Annotated in this window: 20 protein-coding genes; 10 read left to right on the forward strand and 10 right to left on the reverse strand. The window is 43.4% G+C overall.

Annotated elements, in window-relative coordinates; genetic code table 11:
- Positions 1 to 264 precede the first annotated feature (264 nt).
- Positions 265 to 1,788, forward strand: a complete 1,524-nt coding sequence (locus FTU87_RS12345; protein WP_005097293.1) for a TerC family protein — start codon at positions 265 to 267, stop codon at positions 1,786 to 1,788.
- 574 nt (positions 1,789 to 2,362) lie between these two features.
- On the opposite strand, the gene thiM is transcribed toward FTU87_RS12345, so the two are convergent.
- From thiM to FTU87_RS12360, 3 genes are all read right to left on the reverse strand, one after another.
- Positions 2,363 to 3,211: a hydroxyethylthiazole kinase gene (gene thiM, locus FTU87_RS12350; RefSeq protein WP_179999379.1), complete on the reverse strand. Its 849-nt coding sequence runs from the start codon at positions 3,209 to 3,211 to the stop codon at positions 2,363 to 2,365.
- A 32-nt stretch (positions 3,212 to 3,243) separates the two neighbouring features.
- Positions 3,244 to 4,404: a hypothetical protein gene (locus FTU87_RS12355; protein WP_180097526.1), complete on the reverse strand. Its 1,161-nt coding sequence runs from the start codon at positions 4,402 to 4,404 to the stop codon at positions 3,244 to 3,246.
- A gap of 160 nt (positions 4,405 to 4,564) precedes the next feature.
- Positions 4,565 to 4,822 (reverse strand): hypothetical protein, encoded by a 258-nt coding sequence (locus FTU87_RS12360; RefSeq protein WP_004278839.1) that lies wholly within the window; start codon positions 4,820 to 4,822, stop codon positions 4,565 to 4,567.
- A gap of 361 nt (positions 4,823 to 5,183) precedes the next feature.
- On the opposite strand from FTU87_RS12360, the gene pepN reads away from it, so the two are divergent.
- Together pepN and FTU87_RS12370 are read left to right on the forward strand one after the other, a co-directional pair.
- Positions 5,184 to 7,790 carry an aminopeptidase N gene (pepN, locus tag FTU87_RS12365; RefSeq protein WP_180097591.1) on the forward strand — a complete coding sequence of 869 codons (2,607 nt, stop codon included), beginning with the start codon at positions 5,184 to 5,186 and terminating at the stop codon, positions 7,788 to 7,790.
- A 210-nt stretch (positions 7,791 to 8,000) separates the two neighbouring features.
- A complete protein-coding gene (locus tag FTU87_RS12370) occupies positions 8,001 to 8,210 on the forward strand; it encodes a hypothetical protein (RefSeq protein ID WP_005097285.1) in 210 nt (69 codons plus the stop codon).
- A gap of 34 nt (positions 8,211 to 8,244) precedes the next feature.
- Here FTU87_RS12370 and FTU87_RS12375 read toward each other — a convergent pair whose 3' ends face one another.
- Positions 8,245 to 8,691, reverse strand: a complete 447-nt coding sequence (locus tag FTU87_RS12375; RefSeq protein ID WP_005097283.1) for a universal stress protein — start codon at positions 8,689 to 8,691, stop codon at positions 8,245 to 8,247.
- A 135-nt stretch (positions 8,692 to 8,826) separates the two neighbouring features.
- The gene (locus FTU87_RS12380) at positions 8,827 to 9,270 is read right to left on the reverse strand and encodes a universal stress protein (protein ID WP_005170452.1); all 444 of its coding nucleotides are present in this window, start codon (positions 9,268 to 9,270) and stop codon (positions 8,827 to 8,829) included.
- Between the two features lie 315 nt (positions 9,271 to 9,585).
- Between FTU87_RS12380 and FTU87_RS12385 the strand changes: the two genes are divergently transcribed.
- Positions 9,586 to 10,536: an alpha/beta hydrolase gene (locus FTU87_RS12385; protein WP_218944874.1), complete on the forward strand. Its 951-nt coding sequence runs from the start codon at positions 9,586 to 9,588 to the stop codon at positions 10,534 to 10,536.
- 84 nt (positions 10,537 to 10,620) lie between these two features.
- The gene (locus FTU87_RS12390) at positions 10,621 to 10,968 is read left to right on the forward strand and encodes an SMR family transporter (RefSeq protein ID WP_180097530.1); all 348 of its coding nucleotides are present in this window, start codon (positions 10,621 to 10,623) and stop codon (positions 10,966 to 10,968) included.
- A gap of 59 nt (positions 10,969 to 11,027) precedes the next feature.
- Here FTU87_RS12390 and FTU87_RS12395 read toward each other — a convergent pair whose 3' ends face one another.
- The 4 genes from FTU87_RS12395 to FTU87_RS12410 form a co-directional block, all read right to left on the reverse strand.
- Positions 11,028 to 12,203: a benzoate/H(+) symporter BenE family transporter gene (locus tag FTU87_RS12395; RefSeq protein WP_074383234.1), complete on the reverse strand. Its 1,176-nt coding sequence runs from the start codon at positions 12,201 to 12,203 to the stop codon at positions 11,028 to 11,030.
- A 75-nt stretch (positions 12,204 to 12,278) separates the two neighbouring features.
- Positions 12,279 to 12,935 carry a leucine efflux protein LeuE gene (gene leuE, locus FTU87_RS12400; RefSeq protein WP_005097277.1) on the reverse strand — a complete coding sequence of 219 codons (657 nt, stop codon included), beginning with the start codon at positions 12,933 to 12,935 and terminating at the stop codon, positions 12,279 to 12,281.
- Positions 12,936 to 13,008: 73 nt separating this feature from the next.
- Positions 13,009 to 13,986: a transaldolase gene (gene tal, locus FTU87_RS12405; RefSeq protein WP_005170457.1), complete on the reverse strand. Its 978-nt coding sequence runs from the start codon at positions 13,984 to 13,986 to the stop codon at positions 13,009 to 13,011.
- Positions 13,987 to 14,075: 89 nt separating this feature from the next.
- Positions 14,076 to 14,966 carry a LysR family transcriptional regulator gene (locus tag FTU87_RS12410; RefSeq protein WP_180097532.1) on the reverse strand — a complete coding sequence of 297 codons (891 nt, stop codon included), beginning with the start codon at positions 14,964 to 14,966 and terminating at the stop codon, positions 14,076 to 14,078.
- A 99-nt stretch (positions 14,967 to 15,065) separates the two neighbouring features.
- Here FTU87_RS12410 and aceI point away from each other — a divergent pair, with 99 nt between their 5' ends.
- Complete coding sequence (aceI, locus tag FTU87_RS12415; protein ID WP_005097273.1) at positions 15,066 to 15,497, forward strand: chlorhexidine efflux PACE transporter AceI; 432 nt, start codon at positions 15,066 to 15,068, stop codon at positions 15,495 to 15,497.
- 173 nt (positions 15,498 to 15,670) lie between these two features.
- Positions 15,671 to 17,866, forward strand: a complete 2,196-nt coding sequence (locus FTU87_RS12420) for a beta-propeller fold lactonase family protein (RefSeq protein WP_180097534.1) — start codon at positions 15,671 to 15,673, stop codon at positions 17,864 to 17,866.
- Between the two features lie 57 nt (positions 17,867 to 17,923).
- Here the strand turns inward: FTU87_RS12420 and FTU87_RS12425 are convergent, their stop codons facing one another.
- Entirely contained in the window at positions 17,924 to 19,441 is a 1,518-nt protein-coding gene (locus FTU87_RS12425; RefSeq protein WP_180097536.1) for an acetyl-CoA C-acetyltransferase, read from the reverse strand.
- Between the two features lie 240 nt (positions 19,442 to 19,681).
- On the opposite strand from FTU87_RS12425, the gene FTU87_RS12430 reads away from it, so the two are divergent.
- The 3 genes from FTU87_RS12430 to FTU87_RS12440 all read left to right on the forward strand — a co-directional run bounded on the left by FTU87_RS12430 (position 19,682) and on the right by FTU87_RS12440 (position 23,401).
- Positions 19,682 to 21,073 carry a 3-oxoacyl-ACP reductase gene (locus tag FTU87_RS12430; RefSeq protein ID WP_180097538.1) on the forward strand — a complete coding sequence of 464 codons (1,392 nt, stop codon included), beginning with the start codon at positions 19,682 to 19,684 and terminating at the stop codon, positions 21,071 to 21,073.
- Positions 21,074 to 21,221: 148 nt separating this feature from the next.
- On the forward strand, positions 21,222 to 22,076 hold the full coding sequence (locus FTU87_RS12435) for a MaoC/PaaZ C-terminal domain-containing protein (protein ID WP_180097540.1): 855 nt from the start codon (positions 21,222 to 21,224) through the stop codon (positions 22,074 to 22,076).
- A gap of 71 nt (positions 22,077 to 22,147) precedes the next feature.
- Positions 22,148 to 23,401: a serine hydrolase gene (locus tag FTU87_RS12440; protein WP_005097266.1), complete on the forward strand. Its 1,254-nt coding sequence runs from the start codon at positions 22,148 to 22,150 to the stop codon at positions 23,399 to 23,401.
- Positions 23,402 to 23,472: the final 71 nt, after the last annotated feature.

Consider the following 23,472-nt stretch of genomic DNA (forward strand, 5'->3'; position numbering starts at 1 on the left):
TCATGAGAAAGCCCATATAAATGGGTAATGTACAAGTTGCTGTAGAAGCATGTTTAATTCGTCTGATCACAGATACTTTATAAAGTATTTTAATACTTTTTTGAATCCGTCAATGCGTAAGTCCTAAAATTAATACATTACAAAATACTCAGTTTATGCATAATGGAATGGTCTTAAGTTACATAGGTTAAATTTAATGGATCCCTCGCCGTGCGTTGATCTTCCATCTCTATTTCTAGCTTACTCGAACGGGGTAGTTCTCTAATGGAATTTTTATTAGATCCCGGAATTTGGGTAGGTTTAATTACTCTTATTATTCTTGAAATCGTTTTAGGTATTGATAACCTAGTCTTTATTGCCATTCTGGCTGAAAAACTTCCTCCTGAACAACGTGATAAAGCTCGTGTCATCGGTCTTTCACTCGCATTATTGATGCGTCTGGGCCTGTTGTTTGCCATTGCTTGGCTGGTCACTTTGACTCAGCCGCTGATCACCCTGTTTGACTGGACCTTCTCTGGTCGGGACTTGATCTTGTTATTTGGTGGCTTGTTCTTGGTGTATAAAGCCGTCACAGAGTTACATGAAAAGATAGAAGGTAAGCCTGAAGTCAAATTGACCACTAAGGTGGTTTATGCAAGTTTCACTGCTGTTGTTGCCCAAATTGTGGTTTTAGATGCTGTATTTTCTTTAGATTCAGTGATTACTGCAATTGGTATGGTCGACAATATTTACGTCATGATGGCTGCAATGATTGTTGCGATGGGTGTAATGCTACTGGCATCGAAACCATTGACCAGTTTTGTAAACCGTCATCCAACCGTGGTGATTCTGTGTCTAAGCTTCCTGCTTTTGATTGGTATCAGTCTGATTGCAGAAGGTTTTGGTTTCCACATTCCAAAAGGCTATATCTATTCGGGTATTGGTGTCGCGATCTTGATCGAAGCGTTCAACCAGTTCGGCCAGCGTAATGCAGCAAAGCATGAATCTAAGATTCCTTTGCGTCATCGTACGGCTGATTCCATTTTGAAGTTAATGGGCGGCAAGCTGGAAACCACTGATACTGACAAAAATGAAGCTCAAGAAGCCTTTGCAGATGAAGAACGTTACATGATTGGCGGGGTATTGACCCTTGCAGAGCGTTCAGTCGCTTCGATCATGACACCGCGCAGTCAGATTTCATGGGTCGATCTAGAGGATAGCCCGGAACAGATCCGTGAAAGAATTCTATCTGTTCCCCACAGCCTGTTTCCGGTATGTCGTGGCAGCCTGGATAAGGTGATTAGCATCGTACGCGCCAAGGAATTACTGGATGTGCTGGAAGAACCGGAAGAGTTAAAAGCCCTGATCAAACGCCATCGTCCAATTTATATCTTTGAAAAGATGAAAGTTATTGATGCGATCAATACTTTGCGTACCTCTAAAGGCTCTTTGGTCTTGGTGAGCGACGAGTTTGGTAATGTACAGGGTCTGATCTCACCACTAGATGTATTTGAAGCCATTGCCGGTGAGTTCCCGGATGCAGACGAACAACTTGATTTGGTCAGAATTGACGATTCCCACTGGATCGCTTCAGGTATGCTGGATCTGTATCAGCTTGAGCTTGAACTCGGCATGATTGATCTGATTGATGAAGATGCTGGTTATATCAGTGTTGCGGGTCTGATTCTGGATAAAACCAACAGTGTGGTCGAAGTCGGTACTGAATTGGATTATCAAGGTGTACAGTTCAAAGTCACTGAAATTGAAAGCAATCGTATCAAATCAGTCAGTATTCATTACGCGGCTTAAACACTTGCTTTGTTCAAATCTTGAAGGTCAGTTGCTCTAGTGGCAGCTGACTTTTTTTAATGCATCTTTTCTCAATTGTCCTTATTAAAACAAAGTGAGGTCATTGTTCAGACAGATTTTTTATCATTCGATGCAGACTATCCTTCAAGTTGGATATTGAGCTGAATGGCTTGATATTGCACTAGAGTTTTAAGTCTAAAAGCCAGATTCGTAATGTAGCATAAGCAGAATCACATACTGGATATTGATCAATAGAGCCTGTTAATTAAAGCTTAAAAGTAACATTCAAATCCTGCTGGATAATTAAATTATAATTCACATGATTTCAGTTGGATCATGCAAAAACAGATCAAACAAAATTTTGATCTCTTTGGCGGAAATCGGTAGATAAATTACATTAAGTTATATGAAGCCTGTTCAGTTAACCACCGATTATGCTCAAAATAGTTTCAGCGTAGGATTCAGAAACAACCTATCTCTTCAGAAATTAGTAGAAAATGTGAGCGATGTACAGCTAAAAGTGGGGTGTCAGGTCTATGCAAACCTGCAAACATCCCTTAAAGCTGTTAGCAAACTAAACTGCTCCCGGCAAAATTTGAAAGTTGGCGTATTGTCGGATGCTTTCAGTATTAAGTTGATGGACTTCATCCAAAAAAGCCACATTAAAACTGCCAAGCTGTGGCGCACGTTCAAAAGCCCGTTGACCTGCAATTGCAAAATGCACATGTGCAGCGAGTGCTGCGATTGCGGGAGAACTTACAGCACTATAGGCTGCAATCAGTGCACCAAGTGCACAACCGGTGGCCGTGACTCGCGGTTGTAAATATGATCCGCCTGATACCTGTATTACCGGATAATCTCTGGAAATGATGTAATCAGATTCACCGGAAATCGCGACACAGTCACAATGCGCCAATAAGCTTTGTGCCTGTAAATAAACATCGGCACTATTGATGGTGCTGTCCACACCTTTGGATTCGATCCGCTTTCCGGCCAAAGCACCAATTTCAGAGGCATTGCCCCGTAAAATTGTCGGATGGGAATTGAGCAACTGATCTACCGTATTCGAGCGCCAATGCAGTACCGTTCCATAACCAACCGGATCCAGTACCCATGGTTTTTTCAGACGATGTGCCGTTTCTGCAGCAATATGCATGGCCTGTACTTGTTCGGTGGTCGGCGTACCCAGGTTGAGATTGATCGCAGCTGCAATTTTGGCAAAGCTTTCGGCCTCAAAAGGATTATCGATCATGGCGGGGGAAGCATTGGCAGCCAGCACCACATTGGCCACATAATTACTGGCCACGGCATTGGTCATGATATGCACCAATGGCTGATGTTGCTGTAACTTTAACCATGCCTCGCAGATTTGATCCAGAAGCGTGTGCTGTAGTGCTTGCGTAGAAGTATTCATAATGATCATCTGTCAAAAAGGAATCTAAGTCGTATCTTCGCTCAGCGGGTAAAATAATGGTCCTGATGCTTACAGCTACGGCAGAACAGGCTGACATAGTCACTGGCATCATAATCCACCGAAAGTTCCTGTGAACCGCAGTGCATACAACGTTTCTGCGAATAAAATTTCAGGCGCGGTTCAATTTTATGCCATGAGCGCCAGACCGGCTGAAAGAAAATATTCTCATCATAACCCAGGAAGCGATAAAACAGGATTTCACTCATCTTGCTGAAGGCCAGTTGTGGCGGGCGTGGCAGGGTAGAGGTTTCCCATTTTTCCGTGACAGAACGTTCCCGATACTGTTGTAAGGTTTTTTTCAGCAGATTGGTATTAATAAAATTTTCATTGCGTGGCTTAAGCGCTTTTTGCTTATATAGATATTCCAGTGCGGTCTGTACCAGATAATAAATCTGTCCCACTGCCAAGACATCTAAAAGGCGATAGCAAAAGGTCTGAAAGCTCTGATTTCCGGCAATCTGCACATTCCAGCTACGACAGTAAAATTGCGCAAACTGAATGATCTCCTCATATAGCAGACAATACAGGGCATCTTTGACTTCATCTGCACTTTTAAAAGGCACACCTTGACTCAGGTTCTGATAAAACCAGTTGCGTAGTTGCTGGGTAATGCTGAACAGGCTCGGTTCAGAATAGCCATCCAGACGTACATTAATATAATAGTGCTGATTTTCCTGTTGCACATCTTTGGGAATTAAAATCTGTTCTCTGAGCATATTTTTGACCAGACCATGTTGAAACAGATAGTTCGGACTGATGGAAAAATAGCGAATTTGATGCCAGTCGATATATTCGCGGTGCTGGCTATATTCCTGTACTTGTTCATCTAAAATCGAAAGTAGAAACAGTTTATTGATAAAACTGAGCTGATTGAGCTCAGGAACCGGCCGGTCCTGTTTTTTATGATAGAGACGATTTTCCTGTAAACGGACTTCCTTGAGCATGCGTTTACGCTGCGCCAGACATCGTTCACAATAACAATTGTGCTTTTGATCAGAATAAAGCTGATGCTGGCAATGGCTGCATTCATGATAGCTCAGTTCCTGATCATATTGCTCTGCCTCAATCCAATACATCGATGCCTTACACAGCGGGCAGTGGGTACTTTCATCAAGCTGTTTTTGCAGAACACTGAATACCATGGTCGCGGGCAACTCTAGAATGGACGGGCATTTGATTATACACGGCTGATGAGATGCAAACGTAGTGGACGGGTGCAATTTTTCTAAATCAAAAATAGTCATCCAAACAGGAGAAGAGCTACCGAAGTAGCTCTGATTTTAAAACATGAAATGATGCTTTTTAAACCGGGCAGGGTAATGTGTCGTCCTCCTCGCCGCGATGTTTAGCATGAATTAAGGCCTGAACCTTTTTAGAGGGCACTTTTTTGGCACCGAGTGCATCGTAGGTGTTGAGAATGGCAGTTACTTCATGGGCCTGAAGTGGAATTCCTTCACAGCTCATCAACAGTGCAATCACTTTATGGTCAATATTGGCCTGATCCAGGGTCTGCAAAGTTTTGATATTTTCGATCCGTACAACATGCTGTTTTAAATACATGGCTCACCTCATCATCGTTATCATTATTCTTTCATTGGAAGTGTGGAAAAACACAGTTTAACTGTAGCAAGAAGTGTGCTCATTTTTTAATCAGCATTTATGCGGTACTCTGCAAATAAAATTATATATTTTTAAATCAGTAATTTATTAAAATGTAAGAAATTATGATCCTGACTATTTTTATGGCATAGATATTTCTTATGTAGAGCCGGGTGCTGCTCAATTAGGCAGAATGCATTGAAAGTGGTGCACGAAATGCCCATATTAGATCTAACAATACAAATGCACAGACAGCGTTTCAAACTTGGCGTATGATTTTGACATGAACAATGTCGAACACGATAAAAGATTAGGACAGGACATGAATATTGCGGCAAACCCGGTGATCGAAGCGGATCAAACCATTTATTTAAAAGACTATCAAAAACCTTCCTTTGTTGTTGATTCCATCGACCTGAATATTCAAGTCTACAGTGACCACAGTCTGGTCAGCAGCAAGCTGGAGATGCAGCGTCAAACTGCCGGTGATCTGGTCTTGCTCGGACGAGATCTGGAACTGCAATCGATTCAGTTAAATGGTCAAATACTCAATGCCAGTGACTACAGTCTGGATGCTGAGCAACTGCTGATTGCCAATGCACCTGATCAGGTATTGCTTGAAATCGTGGTGAAAATTCATCCGGAAAGCAATACTATGCTGGAAGGTCTGTATCAGGCCAGTTCAGATCTGTTTGTAACCCAAAATGAGCCAGAAGGTTTCCGTAAAATTACCTTCTATCCAGATCGTCCGGATGTGTTGTCGGTCTTTACCACGCGTGTCGAAGCAGACAAGAAATATCCTGTTTTACTTGCCAATGGTAACCTGCTGGAAACCGGGGAAGTCGATGCCAACCGTCATTACGCCATCTGGCAGGACCCGACCAAAAAGCCAAGTTATCTCTTTGCCTGTGTCATTGGTGACTTGGCGGTGATGAAAGATTCCTATGTTACGTCAGAAGGCCGTAATGTGGCACTGGAAATCTATGCAGAAGAAAAAGATATTCCAAAATGCAAGATTGCCATGGAAGCGCTTAAACATTCCATGCGTTGGGATGAAGAGCATTATGGCCTGCCATATGACCTCGACAATTACATGATCGTGGCGACCAGTGCATTTAATATGGGTGCCATGGAAAACAAAGGTCTGAATATCTTCAATACCTCATGTGTGCTCGCCGATGAAGAATTTACCACTGATGCTGCGATCATGCGGGTACAGTCGGTGATTGCCCATGAATATTTTCATAACTGGACTGGTAACCGGATTACCTGTCGTGACTGGTTCCAGTTATGTCTTAAAGAAGGTCTGACGGTATTCCGTGACCAGTCTTTCTCGGAAGATTTACAGTCGGCTGCGGTACAGCGTATTGATGATGTGGCGGTTCTGAAAGCACATCAGTTCCCGGAAGATTCAGGGCCGCTGTCGCATCCACCACGTCCGGATCATTTTGTAGAAATTAACAACTTCTATACTGCCACTGTTTATGAAAAAGGTGCGGAAATTAACCGCATGATGGCGACCTTGCTGGGCAAGGAAAAATTCCGTCAGGGAACTGATGAATATTTCCGCCGTCATGATGGTCAGGCGGTAACAGTTGAGGATTGGGTGGCCGCGCTTACAGCAGGTTCAGGTGTGGATCTCTCTAATTTCCTGATCTGGTATAACCAGCCGGGTACGCCTAAACTTCAAGCAAAAGCTGAATATGATGTAGAGACACAAATCTATCGCCTCAGTTTTAAACAAAGCCTGAAAACCCATGCTAAATATCTAAATCTGAAAGCAGTACCTATTCCAGTGGCTTTGGCATTGTTTGATGCTGAAACCGGTAAGCAGTTAACACTGAACTCTGAGGCACTCTTTGAAAATGGCGTGAAAGATGGAGTGTATCTGTTTGATCAGGATGAAGCCACGATCGAATTTAGCGGTGTGACAGCAAAACCGGTGGTGTCCTTGTTGCGTAATTTCTCTGCACCAGTGAATCTGGACTTTGACTATTCAGAAAAAGAACTGGCTTTCCTGTTGCAATATGAAACGAATGGTTTTAACCAGTGGCAAGCAACTCAGACCTTACTCGAGCGTATCTTGCTGGATGACCAGCCTGCAGAAATTTATATCGCGGCGATGTTGAATACCTTGCCGGGTGTGATTGAAAAAGATCCGCTGTTGGCATCACGTCTGTTTGATGTACCGTCTGAAGGCTATTTGGGTAGCCGTATTGATCAGGATTATAATCCGGTCATGATTCAGGAAAAGCGTGAGGCTTTGCTGCATACACTGGCCCGTGCCTTTGGTGAAACAGCCAAAGAGACGTATCTTGATCTGGATCCTGATCTGCAATCTGAATTCTCGCAAGCGATGGGTGTACGTGCTTTAAGAAACATCATGCTGACGATGATCGCCCGTCAGGGAGATGCATCTGCCTTTGATTTGGCCTATGAACAGTACCATACAGGTAATATGTCTGAACGTTTGGGCGCCCTGAAAGTTCTGGTCTGGAACGATGCACCACAAGCAAAAGAAGCTTTGGCAGACTTTTATCGCCGCTTTGAAGACGAAGCCCTGTCTTTAGATCAGTGGTTTATGGTGCAGGCAGCGCATCCAAAAGCAACCGATGCAACCATTGCCTATCTGACCCAGCATCCTGATTATGATCTGGCTGTACCAAACCGGATCCGTGCTGTGAGCGGCGGTCTGAATGCCAATCCGGTGAATACCTGGAGCTTTGGTGTGCAGCATTTTATTGGTCTGGCGAAATATCTGGACGAGAAAAACCCGATTGTAGGCTCACGTTTGCTACAGGTATTGTCACGCTGGTATACCTTGGCAGAACCGCAACGCAGTGAAGTGAAAGCACAGCTTGAAACCTTAAAACCACTGGTTAAATCTAAAAACGTGTCTGAGACACTCAATAGTATGCTCAGCGTATAACATCAATATTCATAAAAAACCGGATCGACCTGATCCGGTTTTTTATTTCCTGTTTATTTCAAACGCTGGCTTTAAATACAGTTGAATTTCTCTAAAGGCTTAGTAAGTACCAAAGGGTGTTACAGTATGATTATACGGAAAAGAGTATTTATTAAGCTGTAAGCTAGGTAAAGGGATCTACAGATTCGCTTACTAGAGGTTGTCCAAGATATGTTAGTGAAAATTGAAGATGGTTTTTATTTAAATAGCCAGCATATTATTGCCGTGCATGTCAGCAAGAATCCTGAAAATGGCTTACTTGAAATCTCGATTCAATATACGCCTCATTCTGTTCAGCAGGTCGGGGAATACAAGAAAGTATTTCAAAGCCAGCTTGATGCAGAAATCTTCTTGAGTGAGCTGAATCAAAAGCTTCGCTAAAAGCCTGCTCAGCTCAGGCTTTCATCAATACCTGTTATTGTCTGACCACCAGTACTGGAATATCAGAAAGTGCCAGCACATTTTGCGCCACACTACCCAGCATGAGTTTTTGCAAACCTTTACGGCCATGTGAACCCATAATAATGACATCAGTCGGTGATTCATTTGCAGCCTGTAAGATTCCTTCTGAAGGTGCCATACCATGCAGGATTTTTGTCGTGACCTGTATGCCTTCACGAACAAAGCTCTGTTTCAGGTCATTTAAGCGATCAAGCGCATTTTGTTCTGCATGCATAAAGTAATCTGTGACTGCTGGAGCAACTTTATAAAAATCTACGCCCTTAAAAGGGTCAACCGCAATGACACTGAGTAAGGTGACATGGCTATGAAATACTTTGGCCAGTTCGAGGGCATGTTCTGCGGCAGCATAGGAAATCGAGGACTCATCGAGTGCTACGAGAAGATGATCATAATTATTCATGGTGCTTCCTGATATTTATTATTGCAGTAAGGAAAATAGGATTTGGGTGGGTGAATCTCCATAACGTACGGTTTGGTTTGAAATCAAATATAGAAAACCGGGTAATGCGCACCTTGAAGATGCGCAAAGCTTTGATTATTTTTTCACGATCAGAACCGGAATTTCACTGGCACCTAAAACATCCTGTGCAAAGCTGCCCAGAATCATTTTCTGGAAGCCTTTACGGCCATGAGAACCCATAACAATCAGGTCTGCTTTTACTTCATCAGCAGTTTTGGCAATGTGCTCGGCATTGACCAGACCCGTGACGATCCGTGACTGAGCTTCAATACCTTCAGTCGCTGCAATCGCAGTGGCTTCTTTCAGGGCATTTTTGGCATTGGCATGCGCCTGTACAAAATATTCCTTCATGATAGATGAGCTGTAATAGAAATCAGCTTCAGTAAAAGGATCTTCTGCAATCAGGCTGATCAGGGAAAGCTGGCCACCAAATGCTTTGGCAATTTTTGCAGCATGTCGTACTGCGGAAAAAGAAATTTCTGAGCCGTCTACCGGAACTAAAATATGCTGATAGGCCATGATTTTTTTACTCCAAATGTTTATTGTTCGCTTCTGATTCATTGATAGCACAGTGACTCTACAGGTGCAATTGCAAAACCTAAAAAAATGAAAAAACTCATTAAATTACAACTATTATTCACATAAAACTGTAAAGAAATGGGCAAATAAATCCGAGCAAAAAACTGGGGATTTTCACCTCTGCTGCCAGAACGAACTGGATTAAGTTTTTGGTTTTTGAGCATTTCAGTTAAACTGCCTGCGCTTGATTTTTATCAATATAGGGAAATTGAAATTGTGAGATATATCGCGGTAAATCTTGTGCTGGTCAGCTCGATGATGTTAGCGGGCTGTCAGAATACCGTACAAAATAGCAGGCTAATTGCCAGTGCCTTCAATATGACTACGGGCCTACAACAAAAAGTGATGGATCGTTATGCCCCTAAAACTGTTCGGGTACAAAACAATATTGTGTACCAGCCGCTACAAGATTTAAGCTTCGATCTGTATCAACCGCAAAATATTCAGAATCTAGGCCCGAGACCGACTATTGTCTGGATTCATGGCGGTGGCTGGATTTCAGGTTCCAAGGCACATGCCCGCGGCTATTTTAAGCTATTGGCGGCGCAAGGCTATAACGTGATTTCTGTACAATATCAGTTTGCGCCTCAGGTGACTTATCCGAGTCAACTTCAGCAAATCAATCAGGCGTTGGCATTTATCAACACGTATGCCGAGAACTACTACATTGATGCAGCACAACTGTATTTAGCCGGAGATTCTGCCGGTGCCAATCTGGCCAGTCATTATGCCGCATTGTTGACCAATCCAGAGTTTTCACAACAATCCAATTTCAGTCCAAATATTCAACCAATGCAGCTCAAAGGCTTGATTTTGCATTGTGGTATTTATGATCTACAGGCCTTTGTGCAAAAAGCACCGGCTGAAATCAAAATGGTCGAATGGGGCGTTTATAATCTGGTACAGGCCTATACGGGCGACCAGAAAGATGATGTCGAATTTTTAAAGCAGATTTCCCCGATCCAGCATATTTCAAATGCTTATCCGCCGGTGTTCATCAGTGGCGGTAATAAAGACTTTCTGACCGATACTCAATCCTTACCTTTTGTAGAGACACTCAAGGCCCGGAATATTGCAGTGACCGAGGTATTTTATCCGGAATCTAAAGCCTGGCTGATTCATGAATACCAGTTTTTTATGGGCAAAAAAGAGAGTCAGCAAACCTTTATTCGCACCCTTGATTTTCTGCACCAGCATTCACTGTAAAATAAGCATTATTTAAAGTTTAATTTTCTATTTTAATTGGCTTGTTATTCAAAGCATGAACACTGAAATTTTGGAGATGGAAAAATGAATCCTGTATCGTGGGCCTACCTGTTACTGGCACTGGCGATTGTCGCCGAAGTCACAGGCTCTACATTTTTAGTAAAATCTGAAGGCTTTAGCAAATTATGGCCGTCTTTGGCAGTCGTGGTTTTATTCTGTATTGCATTTTATTTATTGTCCAAAGTGATTAAAGTCATTCCATTGGGAATCGCTTATGCCATCTGGGCCGGTGTGGGAATTGTTCTGACTGCAATTGTGGGCTATGTACTTTTCAAGCAGACGCTCGATGTGCCTGCACTTATTGGCATTGCACTGATTATTTCCGGTGTACTCGTCATCAACCTTTTTTCCCAGACCGCAGGACATTCATAAAAGGCAGACATGATCGCTGCCCTTATTTGTCATTTTATTCTAATGATCAGTCATCAATTTTAAGTGACTTGAGGCTTGAGCTTAAATAGAAAATAAACCATTAATCCCAGTAGTAAGCCCCAAAAGGCTGAACCAATCCCGAAAAACTGAATATTGGATGCACTGAATAAAAAGGTCATCAGAGCCGCTTCACGTTCATGGCTTTGCTGAAAAGCCAGCGCGATGTTATGCCCAATGGTGCCGAATAAGGCAATTCCGGCCAGAATGGTAATCAGGATTGCTGGAAATGCCATCAGGACACTGGTCAAGGTCGCTGCAAATAGTCCCATCAAAATATAAAACAGCCCACAACTCATGCCTGCAATATAGCGTTTCTGTGGGTCGGGATGAGCTTGAGTATCCAGACTCACTGCCGCACTGATCGCAGCAAGATTGACACTAAAGCAGCCAAAAGGTGCCAGTATCGCCTGACTTATACCGGTCCAGCCTAAAATACCGTTTACCTTGGGTGGATAGCCATAGCTTTTAATTACTGCCAGTCCGGGTAGATATTGCGAAGCCAGATTGATCACCAACAGTGGTAAAGCCAGCCCTAGAACAGCTTGTAGACTAAATTCAGGTTGGATCCAGACCGGCTGGGCCATACTCCAGTTTAAACTCGGGATTGTAAAATCGATAAAGAAAGGGCAGAGCGCAATTGCGGTAAATACGGTAATCACGATGCTATAGCGTGTGCTGATTTTTTTTGAGATCAGATAAATGGCCAGGACACTGAGTACAAATTTCCAGGACTGTTGCAGGCTACCAAATACTGAAATACCAAATTTTAGCAATACTCCAGCCAGCATGGCACTGGTTAAACTTTGTGGAATAAAATGAAAAATACGCTCAAAAATTCCTAAGAATCCCAGCGCAGCAGTCAACAGTCCACAAATCAGAAACGCACCAATCGCTTCACCGAGGCTGTAATGACCCGCAGACGCAATGATCAAAGCTAGTCCCGCCGTTGACCAGGCAGTAGAAACAGGATACTGATATTTCCAGGACAGCCACACACCAGAGATACCTATGCCGATTCCCAGTGCCCATAACCAGGAACTGATTTGTGCCGCATTGGCGCCTAAGCTTTGTGCAGCTTCAATCACCAGTACAGCAGAAACACTAATGCCAATCAGGCAGGTAATCAGGCCGGCAATGACCGCAGTAAGAGACAGATCTTGTAATAGTTTTGGCATCGTCCATGACACAATTTTAAAAAGCGTTTAAATCATACGCTTTTCACGTATTTAGACAATATCTGTTTCAAGCTTTTATAAGGTAGAGCTGGCTAGCTTCATCCCAAAACCACAGAATAAAATGCCGACTATGGCCACACAACTGGCTGTCAGTTTGTAATGCTGGTTGAAATAGGAGGCCAGTTTTACCCCTGAGAAAATCAGAATGGACAGATAGGTCATGCTAATCAATTGCAAGATCAAAGCCAATAGAATGAAAGTCAATGCCGGATAAGGATAGCGAGGATCAACAAATTGCACAAAAAATGACAGATAAAACAGAATCGCTTTTGGATTTAAAATACTGATGGTCAATGCAGTACGAAATGGCTGAATAGACGAAGCTTTAGCATCAGCCGCATTCATCTGCGGAATCGTCACTTTTTCTGTTGGACGAATGGTTTTATAGGCGGCAATTAATAACTTCATCCCCAGATAACTCAGGTAGATGGCGCCGATAATCTTCAAAGTAATAAACAGGATTGGAAAAGCATGCAATAAAGATGCAGCCCCCAAAGCAGTACATAAAATCAGAATCATGTCACCGGTATACACTCCCAGAGCACCTAAATAACCTGTCTTGATACCAAAACGTGAGGCAATGGACATGACATAAAGGGAATTGGGGCCGGGCAAGAGCACAATTAAGGTGGTACCAATGATAAAGGTACTGAGATCTGTAATACCAAACACGAAGAATTCGCACAAGAAAAAGCCGATGCGGCATTATAGCAACATCGGCTGGTAAAATTTCTAAGATTTTAGCTTAGCTTTCAACGGGATTGAGAAAGGTTTGACCTAATAGCGCAGCCAGTTGCTCACGCGCTTTGATGAAACCCTGAATACCGCCTTGTAATAGTTCACTGGCCATTTGATCCTGCTTCAGCTGTTCCAGAAATGCTGCCTGACTGATCGGACTCAGTTCACCCTGCACAGTAATAGCTGTCGCTGAAAGTTGCGGCTGAACTTTACGTTGATCATGGTTCAGTTCTGCCAGTAGATTTGGTGCAACGGTAAGAAGGTCACAACCGCTCAAGCCCAAGACCTGATCGATACTGCGGAAGCTGGCGCCCATAATTTCGGTTTGAATGCCATGGGCTTTATAAAACTCATAAATACTTTTAACCGATAACACGCCAGGATCTTTTTCGATTGGATAAGCATCCACACCTTCAGCCTTCTTGTACCAGTCCAGAATCCGGCCAACAAAAGGTGAAATTAAAGTAACTTTGGCATCAGCGCAGGCATGGGCCTGATGCTGGCCAAATAACAGGGTCAGGTTGGTATGAATGCCTTCTTCTTCTAAGGTTCTTGCGGCCTGAATGCCTTCCCAGGTTGATGCAATCTTGATCAGGATGCGATCGGAGTCAATCCCATACTGCGCATATAGTGCCAGTAACTCTTTGGCTTTTGCGATGGTGGCAGCAGTATCAAAAGACAGGGACGCATCGACTTCAGTCGAAACACGCCCTTCAATTAATTTCAAGATTTCAACGCCGAATTTGACGGTCAAAATATCAATGGTACGTTCAATTAGGGCATCATCCGCATAGCCTTCCTGCTGCGCCTGCTGATAGGCCGCTTCAATCAGGGCCTTGTTCTCAACTTGACTGGCCGCTGCTGTAATCAGTGATGGATTGGTGGTTGCATCCAGAGGACGAAATTTTTCAATTGCGCTCAAGTCACTGCTATCCGCCACAATTGTGGTCAAGTTTTTTAATTGGTCTAATGCGGTTAATGTCATTACGATCTAGTTCTATGGTTATTGCTTATGCATACTTTTATATCATAAACCCTGTATTTACCAAGTAGACTGAAGTGGTGTTTCTGTGATTATTTGCTACTTTTACGCTGATTTCGCAGATGATTAATCAAAAAATGAGCAGCTGTGCCCAAGTTGCTTTCCCGACTCCAGACCAGATCGATAAAATATTCAAACTTTGGGGTGAAATCGAGCAGATTCAGCACTTGCAGATTTTTCTGTAAATTCGGCTGTTTTTTTAGCATTTCCTGCGGGAGAACACCCCAACCCAAACCCTGTTGAATCATGCTACAGGCAGAATGATGATTGTCAGTGCGCCAGTAATGACGGGAATATAATAATTCAGGTTTAATATTACGGTCACGGCTCGCCACCACAATTTGACGGCTATTTAGAATCTGTTCAAAGCTGACCTGATCGTATTGACTCAGTACATGCTGCTTGGCTGCGACAGGAATCAAGACTTCACGCTTTAATTCCACAAACTGTTCACGTGCATCGAGTTGTTCCCGCTCAAACATTAATGCCAGTTGTGCGCTACCATCCAAGAGCATCTGTTGCGCATCTTCCTGAGGTGCACCAAAGACATTAATCTGAAGCTCGGGAAATTGCTGTTCCACCAGAACGACATAATCAGTCCAGCGCGTATGCAGTAATTCAGAAACGATGACGATATTCAGTTCAGACTCCAGGCCTGAACTTAGGGCAAGCGCATGCTGTTTCCACTGATTCATTTCGATTAACAGCTGTTCTGTTCTTTCATACAGTGTCTGTGCCTGCTCCGTTGGCACAGGTTCACGCCCAATACGCTGGAACAGTTGCAGATTCAGATCAATTTCTAAATTCGCAATTGACATGCTAATGGCAGAGGGAACTTTGCCCAATTTTCGTGCAGCTGCAGAGAATGAACCGGTTTCCATCACAGTTTTAAATACAGTGAGTTGTTCCTGATTAATATTCATGCAATCTTATCTATCAATTTTATTGAAATATTCTAACTCGATTAATCAGTTTAAAGAACATAATATGCGCGATTATTGATAAAAAACCGAGTAATGAAAATGTTGATTTCCAAAAGACGACTTGTGCATGCGCTTAGCTATGAAGTCATCCTGTTGGTGATCATTGCGATAGCTTTGAGTCTTATTTTTAATATGCCGCTAGAAGTCACAGGTGTACTGGGAATTGTGATGGCCGTGACCTCTGTCATCTGGAATATGCTGTTTAATCATTATTTCGAAAAATTTGAAGCGAAACGTCAACTGAAACGAACGATTCGAGTGCGTATTTTACATGCGATTGGCTTTGAAGGTGGTTTAATGCTCGCCACCATTCCAATGGTGGCCTATGCGATGAACATGGGGCTATGGCAGGCGATTGTGCTCGATTTTAGCCTGACCCTGTGTATTCTGGTATATACCTTCATTTTTCAGTGGTGTTATGATTCGATAGAAGAAATGCTTGGATATCAGCCTGAGCATCGAAAAATATAATAAGAAAAGCATAGAAAAAAATAAAGCACAGCTAATGTTACTTGTGCTTTATGTGGGGAATTTAGTAAACAGCAGTATTTCTTTGACACATAGCACACTTATTCGACTTGGTATTCATCTTAAACCCCTTTATAAGAGCAGAAGTTTTTATGCATTTGCATCTAAGGGGAATTATGAAGTTAAAATACAGCTTGTTGAGTTTAAGCATTGCCTTACTCATGACTGCTTGTGGCGGCGGTGGTGGTGAGAATGACAGCCATGCATCTAAGCCTGGGTCAGGTACGGTTGGCTCTAATCCATCAACAGGAAATAATGCTCAATTTACCAAAATTTCAGAATTTAAAGTCTTGGATGTGGGTTCGGAACTTACTGCTCAAGATTTCGGTTTAAGTACATGGAATCCTACAGCCCTGGTACGAACTGGTGATATATTGTATATCGCCAACAGCCAATCAGAATCAAAAATTTTACGTTATGATTTAAAACAAAAACGTGCGCTGAGTGCAATTGATCCATTAAAAATTGAAGGCTTAGCAAAAAAATGGGACAGTCTTGCAGATATCGAAATCCATGCAGAACGCTTATATGTGGCCAGTTATGGTTCTAACCGTGTCGATATTCTAGATATTTCACAGCCTCAACCGAGCTTTGTGATGGCGCTAGGAACTGGCGTTTGGTGGGGCGATACAGTGAACCATGCTTTAGTTCACAGTAATGCTGTTACCGCAGATGACCGCTATATCTATGTCCCCGATATCGAAGGTCGTATTAATGTCTGGCGTCAAAGCGATGCTATTGCACAAAACCATTTAAAAGCGAAAAAGTTTGCTCGGCTCAGTCTTCCTGATTGTGGTCGTAACTGTAATGCACGTATGGAAGTCATGCGAGATCATCTGTATACCAGCCTTCCAAACGGTAAAACTTATGTGCATGACATTAACCAAATTCGTGAAAATGACACTCACATTGCACCTATTTTGACAGAGTCAAATCTTGCGACCCTTTTACACCGTCATGATGACGGTACTGTGTATACCGCAAGGAATGATGGTTCGATAGCAACATATCCTACTCAGGAATTTGGCTTAAAATCAATTCTGCCAAAGCACAATATCGACCAATTCAAAAAATATATCCTGAAAGGGCAAGCTGAAAGCAGTCATATCGAAAGAGCAGGTGATGTTGCGGTGTATGGCCAACAGTTGATTCATTTGTCTAATCAAAGGGTTAAGCTCTTGCCAATGGTCACATTACAGCAAAATAAGACCAAACAGCTGAGTTCTGCATTATTGTTGACTGAATCTAAAGCACAAAATCAAACACTTGTATTGCAAGATGGTGAATCTTGGGAGGCGCTGACCAATAGTGCTGAACGTCATGTGTATATGAATCGGATTTTATCGGCAGAGCTGAGTAGCAACGCTTTAACGCTTAAAAGTTATAGCGCTGTTCCTGTTCGAAATTTACAAATTCGCGCCAAAATCCGTCATTCAGATGATTGGGTTATACTTGCAGATTTAGATGAGCTTACGCCATTTTCCACTGCAAAATTTAATATTAAATTGAATGATCAATCCCGCTTCCCGCTTGCAGATGGCAGTGGTTCAATTCAGTTGGCAGGTTTAAGTCAGACCACGCTGATACCAAGTGATATTTTCGATTTACATGTGACTTCTGAAACAGACGAGCATGTGAAAAAGCTCAATAAAATTCAGGCAAAATGGAAAATCTATTTTGGTAAATATGACGAACCAGGCAAATGGTGTCGAGTAACGCCTGTCTATGCGCGTGAATGGGTCATCATGATGACGAACTTAGCATACATGCTCAGTACCCCTGAATTTGAAAACCTCTGGTTTAATCATAAAGCAGTGATGGGCCATGATTTCTTTGGTAATGCAGGTCAAGTCGATGGGCCAAACGGTATTTATATGCCTGAAGACTATGTTCGTATCTACAAAGAGATTTTAAATCGTAACGAGATTAATCTTGGTATTACCAATATGGGTGGTGGTCTTGGTGGCGGTACCGTGCTGGGTGTCGATACTTGGCTATTCTATGGTCACTATCGTTTATCAGGTTTTCGTATTATTGCGCATGAATTCGGACATCATTGGGGGGGACATAATAGCGCATGGGCGATGTCATCACATGGCTTCGAGCCGATGGTGGATTGGTTGAACTTCTACTTCCAGCGCCGTCCTGGTTCACTGCCTTATATGGATCCAAATGTTAACGCATTCCACCTCACTCCCGATGCAGCGCTGTGCCAGGGGGTTAATCAAAACATTGTGAGGGGTGTAGCATCAACAGCACCTTGGAATAAAGTTGACGAATACTTTAAAAATAATCCAATGCCAATACAGTAGGTAAAAGGTATAAAAAAGCTCCTCAATCGAGGAGCTTTTTTGAATCAAGGTAGCAGCTTATTTTTCGATAATCGCTGTAACACCCTGACCACCGGCAGCACAGATCGATACCAGTACACGACCTGAACCTTTTTGAGCAATCAGTTTGGCTGCCGTCGCAATAATACGACCACCAGTTGCTGCAAAGGGATGACCGGCTGCAAGGGATGAGCCTTTCACGTTCAGTTTTGCACGGTCAATTGAACCGAGTGGCGCATCCAGACCTAAACGCTCTTTACAGAATGCTGGATCTTCCCATGCCTTTAAAGTAGACAGCACTTGAGAAGCAAATGCTTCATGAATTTCATAATAGTCGAAGTCCTGAAGTTTTAGGCCCGCACGTTCCAGCATGCGAGGAACAGCATAAGCAGGTGCCATCAATAAACCTTCTTTCTTCTCGACGAAATCAACTGCTGCAGTTTCCTGAAAAGTCAGATAAGCCAAAACTTCATGACCATTGGCTTTTGCCCATTCTTCAGACGCTAGCAGAACGCAAGAAGCACCATCTGTCAGTGGGGTAGAGTTACCCGCAGTCATGGTACGCGCATCGCCCTTACCAAACGCAGGTTTAAGCTTCGCCAGTTTCTCGACTGAAGAATCAGCACGCAGGTTATTGTCACGCTCTAAACCCAGGAATGGCGTGATCAGATCATCAAAGAAACCTTCTTCATAAGCTGCTGCCATTTTCTGGTGTGAAGATGCAGCAAGTTCATCTTGCGCTTCACGGGAAATACCCCATTCCAGTGTGGTAATCGCCTGATGATCACCCATAGACAAGCCAGTACGTGGCTCACCATTTTTAGGTGCGTCCATCAATTCTTTGACATTAATTTTGGTCAAGGCTTTTAAACGGTCTTTGGCAGTTTTGGCAATGTTCAATTCAAGCAGCGCTTTACGCAAGCCGTCACCCAATGCAATGGGCGCATCAGAGGTGGTATCTACACCACCGGCGATTCCTACTTCAATTTGGCCCAGTGCAATCTTGTTTGCCACTAAAAATGCAGCTTGTAAACCCGTACCACACGCCTGCTGGATATCATAAGCTGGGGTTTCTGGTGCCAGTGCCGTATCCAGAACACATTCACGAGTCAGGTTAAAGTCACGGCTATGCTTCAGGACAGCACCTGCAACCACTTCACCGACACGTTGACCTTGCAGATTAAAGCGCTCTACCAGACCATTTAATGCTGCGGTCAGCATGTCCGAGTTAGAGGCAGTAAAATAGGCACCATTCGAACGTGCAAATGGAATACGGTTGCCACCAAGAATAGCAACGCGGCGAACTGTGTTTTGGCTCATATTATTATCCTGTTGAACAGAAGGCTGTGTTTTTGAAACTGAATCTGTTTGAGTTGATGTCGTCTGACTGCTACTGCTCGCTGTACGACGGGTACGCGGAGTTTTAGCCGGACTTTTAGCTGCAGCAGCGGCTGTATCCGTGTTTTTAGTGCTACGCTTAGCACGCGTTGATGATTTTGACACAGCTGGAGATGCGGGATTCTCGACTGCTGGATTTTCTTGAGTTGTTTTGCTCATAAGGCTTTTCCAAGCAAATTGATCGTCTTCTTGTGGCTTACATTAGCATAGATGAGTATATGCTGTATTGACTACAATGACATTGCAGACTGCGCTCAGGTCAAGTCATCTGCCAGATATCTCAAGTATGATTGGGTAGAATCTGGTAGATCTATTGCAATATAAGTATCTGGCATTATATTGAAGTTAAAGGATAACTTTAGATCGATCAAAAATTAATTTGTATGAGAGATAATAAACATGACTGATCAGTACCAAACTTTCGCAAAATCTCCTATTGGTAAATTTGTCATTAAAAATCTGGGCTTGCCATCCCCAATTTCCCTAGACCGTTTCGAGTCTGCAACGCCAGTGGTAAAAGGCGCTGTGTTATTCGGTGCTGCACCTGCGAGTGTATTGACCGGTTCTATTGCCCAGGTACTGGCCAATATTCATGCCAATAGCTATGCAGGCAATAATGCGGAACTGCAACAGGCAGCGGCGAAATCGGGTCTGAACCTGAATGCATTTAATACTGGCGACAAAGAATCCAGGTTTAAAGTGGTTATTTTTGATGCTTCTGGTATTGAAAATTCAGAGCAACTAAAATCACTTTATGAATTCTTTAATCCGATTGCGCGTCAGATTCAAAGTTCTGGTCGTGTGGTCGTGATCGGCACAACACCTGAATCTGCAAAATCTGTGAGTCAGGCCATTGCACAACGTGCGCTCGAAGGTTTTGTCAAATCTGTGGGCAAAGAATTTAAAAAGGGTATTGCAGCCAACCTGATTTATGTCGATGCAGGTGCCGAAGCCAATCTTGAGTCTGTGCTACGTTTTGCAATTTCTCCACGCTCTGCCTATGTGTCGGGTCAGGTTGTTCGTGTATCGGCAGCAGCACAAGTAGACTTGGACTGGAGTAAGCCACTGGCAGGAAAAACGGCAGTAGTAACTGGAGCAAGCCGTGGTATTGGTGAGGCGATTGCTCATGTGCTGGCACGTGATGGCGCACATGTGATTTGTCTGGATGTCCCACAACAGCAGGCGGATCTGGATCGTGTCGCTGGTGAAATTGGCGGCTCTACACTGGCGATTGACATTACTGCAGCCGATGCGGGTGAGAAAATCAAACAGGCGGCAGCGGCGCAGGGTGGTCTGGATATTATCGTGCATAATGCAGGGATTACCCGCGACAAGACTTTGGCCAATATGAAGCCTGAGCTTTGGGATCTGGTCATTAACATCAACCTGTCAGCAATTGAACGTGTCAATGATTACTTGCTCTGCAACGATGGTCTAAATGCAAATGGTCGCATTATCTGTGTATCTTCTATTTCAGGTATTGCAGGTAATCTGGGTCAAACCAACTATGCAGCCTCTAAAGCAGGTGTAATTGGTGTGGTGAAATTCACAGCACCGACATTAAAAAATGGTATAACCATTAATGCTGTGGCACCGGGTTTTATTGAAACGCAAATGACAGCAGCAATTCCATTTGCCATCCGTGAAGCTGGACGCCGTATGAACTCCATGAGTCAGGGTGGTCATCCTGCTGATGTGGCAGAAGCGATTGCGATGTTTGCCTCGACTGCCTCTTCAGGTTTGAATGGCAATGTGGTGCGTGTGTGTGGTCAGAGCCTGTTAGGGGCTTAATTTAGAATCCCCCTAAATCCCTCTTTGCAAAAGAGGGGACTACTCCTCCCTTTGTTAAAGGGAGGTTGGGAGGGATTTATTTAAAAAGATATTCTTCCTTCTTTTAAAAAGAAGGACGTCATAAAGATAAATATTCCAAAGGTTCAGTATGAATACTCACCATTTTAGTCAACTTCCAAAACCTTATTTAGCCTATCCAAAAGTGATTCAGGGCTTGATTTTTAAAAAGCCAAAAGCTGAAAAAGTTCTACCGCAAGTTGAATATGTGGTGGATTCATTCAAGGTCGATCAAAAGCATCTGAAAGCCTATAATGAAGTTTGTGGTTTTAAAAATAATGGCTATATTCCAGCCATTTATCTAACAGTTCTTTCACAAAGCCTGCAAATGCATATGATGACGGCTGAAGCTTTTCCTTTTCCGGTTCTCGGTCTGGTGCATATCCGCAATCAGGTCAAACAGTATCGTAAAATCGGAGTCAATGAATCTCTCACATTGTCTTGCAAGTTTGGTGAATTGCAGCCGCATGATAAAGGTGTACAGTTTGATTTCATCACCACAGTAAAAGTCGGTGATGAAGTGGTGGTGGAAGCCTTGACCACTTATCTGTCCCGTCAAAAGAGTAAAGGCAAAGCTGCAGCCAAAATCGTCGAAAACAAGACACCCGATTATGAGCTGAATGCTGAATGGGAAATTCTAGAAAATACGGGTCGCCGTTATGCCATGACATCCGGCGACTTTAACCTGATTCATATTCATGCCCTAATGGCTAAGGCATTCGGATTTAAACAGGCGATTGCGCATGGTATGTGGACCAAGGCTAAAGCTTTGTCCAGCCTGGCATTGCCCGATGCCTATGAAGCAGATGTCTGGTTTAAACTGCCCTTATATCTGCCTTCCAAAGTGCAATTCTTAACCGCGAAAGCAGCTAATGATACGGAAATCCTGATTCGTAATAGCAAAAATCAGAAGCCGCATGTCACAGGAACTGTGACCGCAATTTAAAGTACGATAAAAGCCTGAACCTGATTTAGGCTTTTTTGTTTTTAAGAAATCAATATTCTATGGATAGAATGATGCAGCCACTCAAAGATTATTTATTTGCGGATACAGCCCATTACCAAGGAACGGTAAATGAAAATTTCCGTGACCTTGCCCGTCAGTTTAGTCGCCTACAGCATGCTCGCACAGAGCAGGGTGGTGCGGCACTTGTTGTCTATTTTCAGGGACAAAAAGTCGTCGATATTTATACCGGGAAAAAATCGGAATCTGAGGCTTGGCAAACCGATACCATGTCGCTGTGTTATTCGACGGGCAAAGGTGTGCTGGCGACACTGGCACATATTCTGGCCAGTCAGGGCCTGGTTGATTATGACCAGCCTGTTGCAGAATATTGGCCTGAATTTGCGCAAAACGGTAAAGAAAATATTACTCTGGCGCATATGCTGAGTCATCAAAGCGGATTGTTTGATATCCGTAATATCATTGCCGACGCCACTGAAATGGCCGACTGGCCGCAGATGCTAGACCGAATTGCCGCGGCTGAACCACGTTTTCAAGTTGCAACAGATGCGGCCTATCAACCGCTGACCTTTGGCTGGCAGGTCGGTGGTGCATTAGAAAAAGCGACAGCTAAAACTTTAACTGAACTGATGCAGGCATATCTGGTTCAGCCTTTGATGTTGAATGGTGCTTATTTCAGTGTGCCGACCAATGAATTAGCTCGGGTAGCACTGCCGATTTTTAAAGCTAAAGCAGCCAAGTCTCAATCGCAGCCTGCGAAAAAAACAGGATCAAGAAAACCGAATCTGATGGAGCGGGCTTTGATTTGGAGTGGACAAGATCCGCAGGATTTTCAGGATGCGATGATTCCCAAAGGAATGAGGAATTTCAGTTTCTTTAGTGAGCAAGGCCTGCAAGCAATCATTCCATCCGCCAATGGAGTATTTACCGCAGAGAGTCTGGCAAAAATTTATGCCATGCTGGCCAACCGCGGCGAATGGCAAGGACAGCAATTGATCTCGCCTGAAGTTTTTCAGCGTCTCAGTCAGATTCAATGCAAAAAACGCGATCGAGTCATGCCTTTGCCGATGCACTGGCGATTGGGTTATCATCGGGTGCTTACTTTAGGTAAAGCTTCGCAAGGTTTTGGTCATATGGGCTTTAATGGTTCGGGAGCCTGGTGTGACCCTGAGCGTAATTTAAGTTTTGCCTATACCCATAATTTCCCGACAGGTTCATTGACCGGAGATTATCGTCTGTGGGGTTTGACACAGGAAACCTTACGCTGTGCTGATGCCGTCCTGACTGGACGTAAAGGTTGGCGCTAAATATCCCTGATTGGGGAGTTTAGTAAAGTCCTTAAAATATGTTATTTTGGCGTGACTCCCAGTCTGTGGTA

Origin of the sequence: Acinetobacter sp. YH12156 (assembly GCF_013418235.1) — a bacterium.
In the GTDB taxonomy this organism is placed as follows: Bacteria; Pseudomonadota; Gammaproteobacteria; order Pseudomonadales; family Moraxellaceae; genus Acinetobacter; species Acinetobacter pseudolwoffii.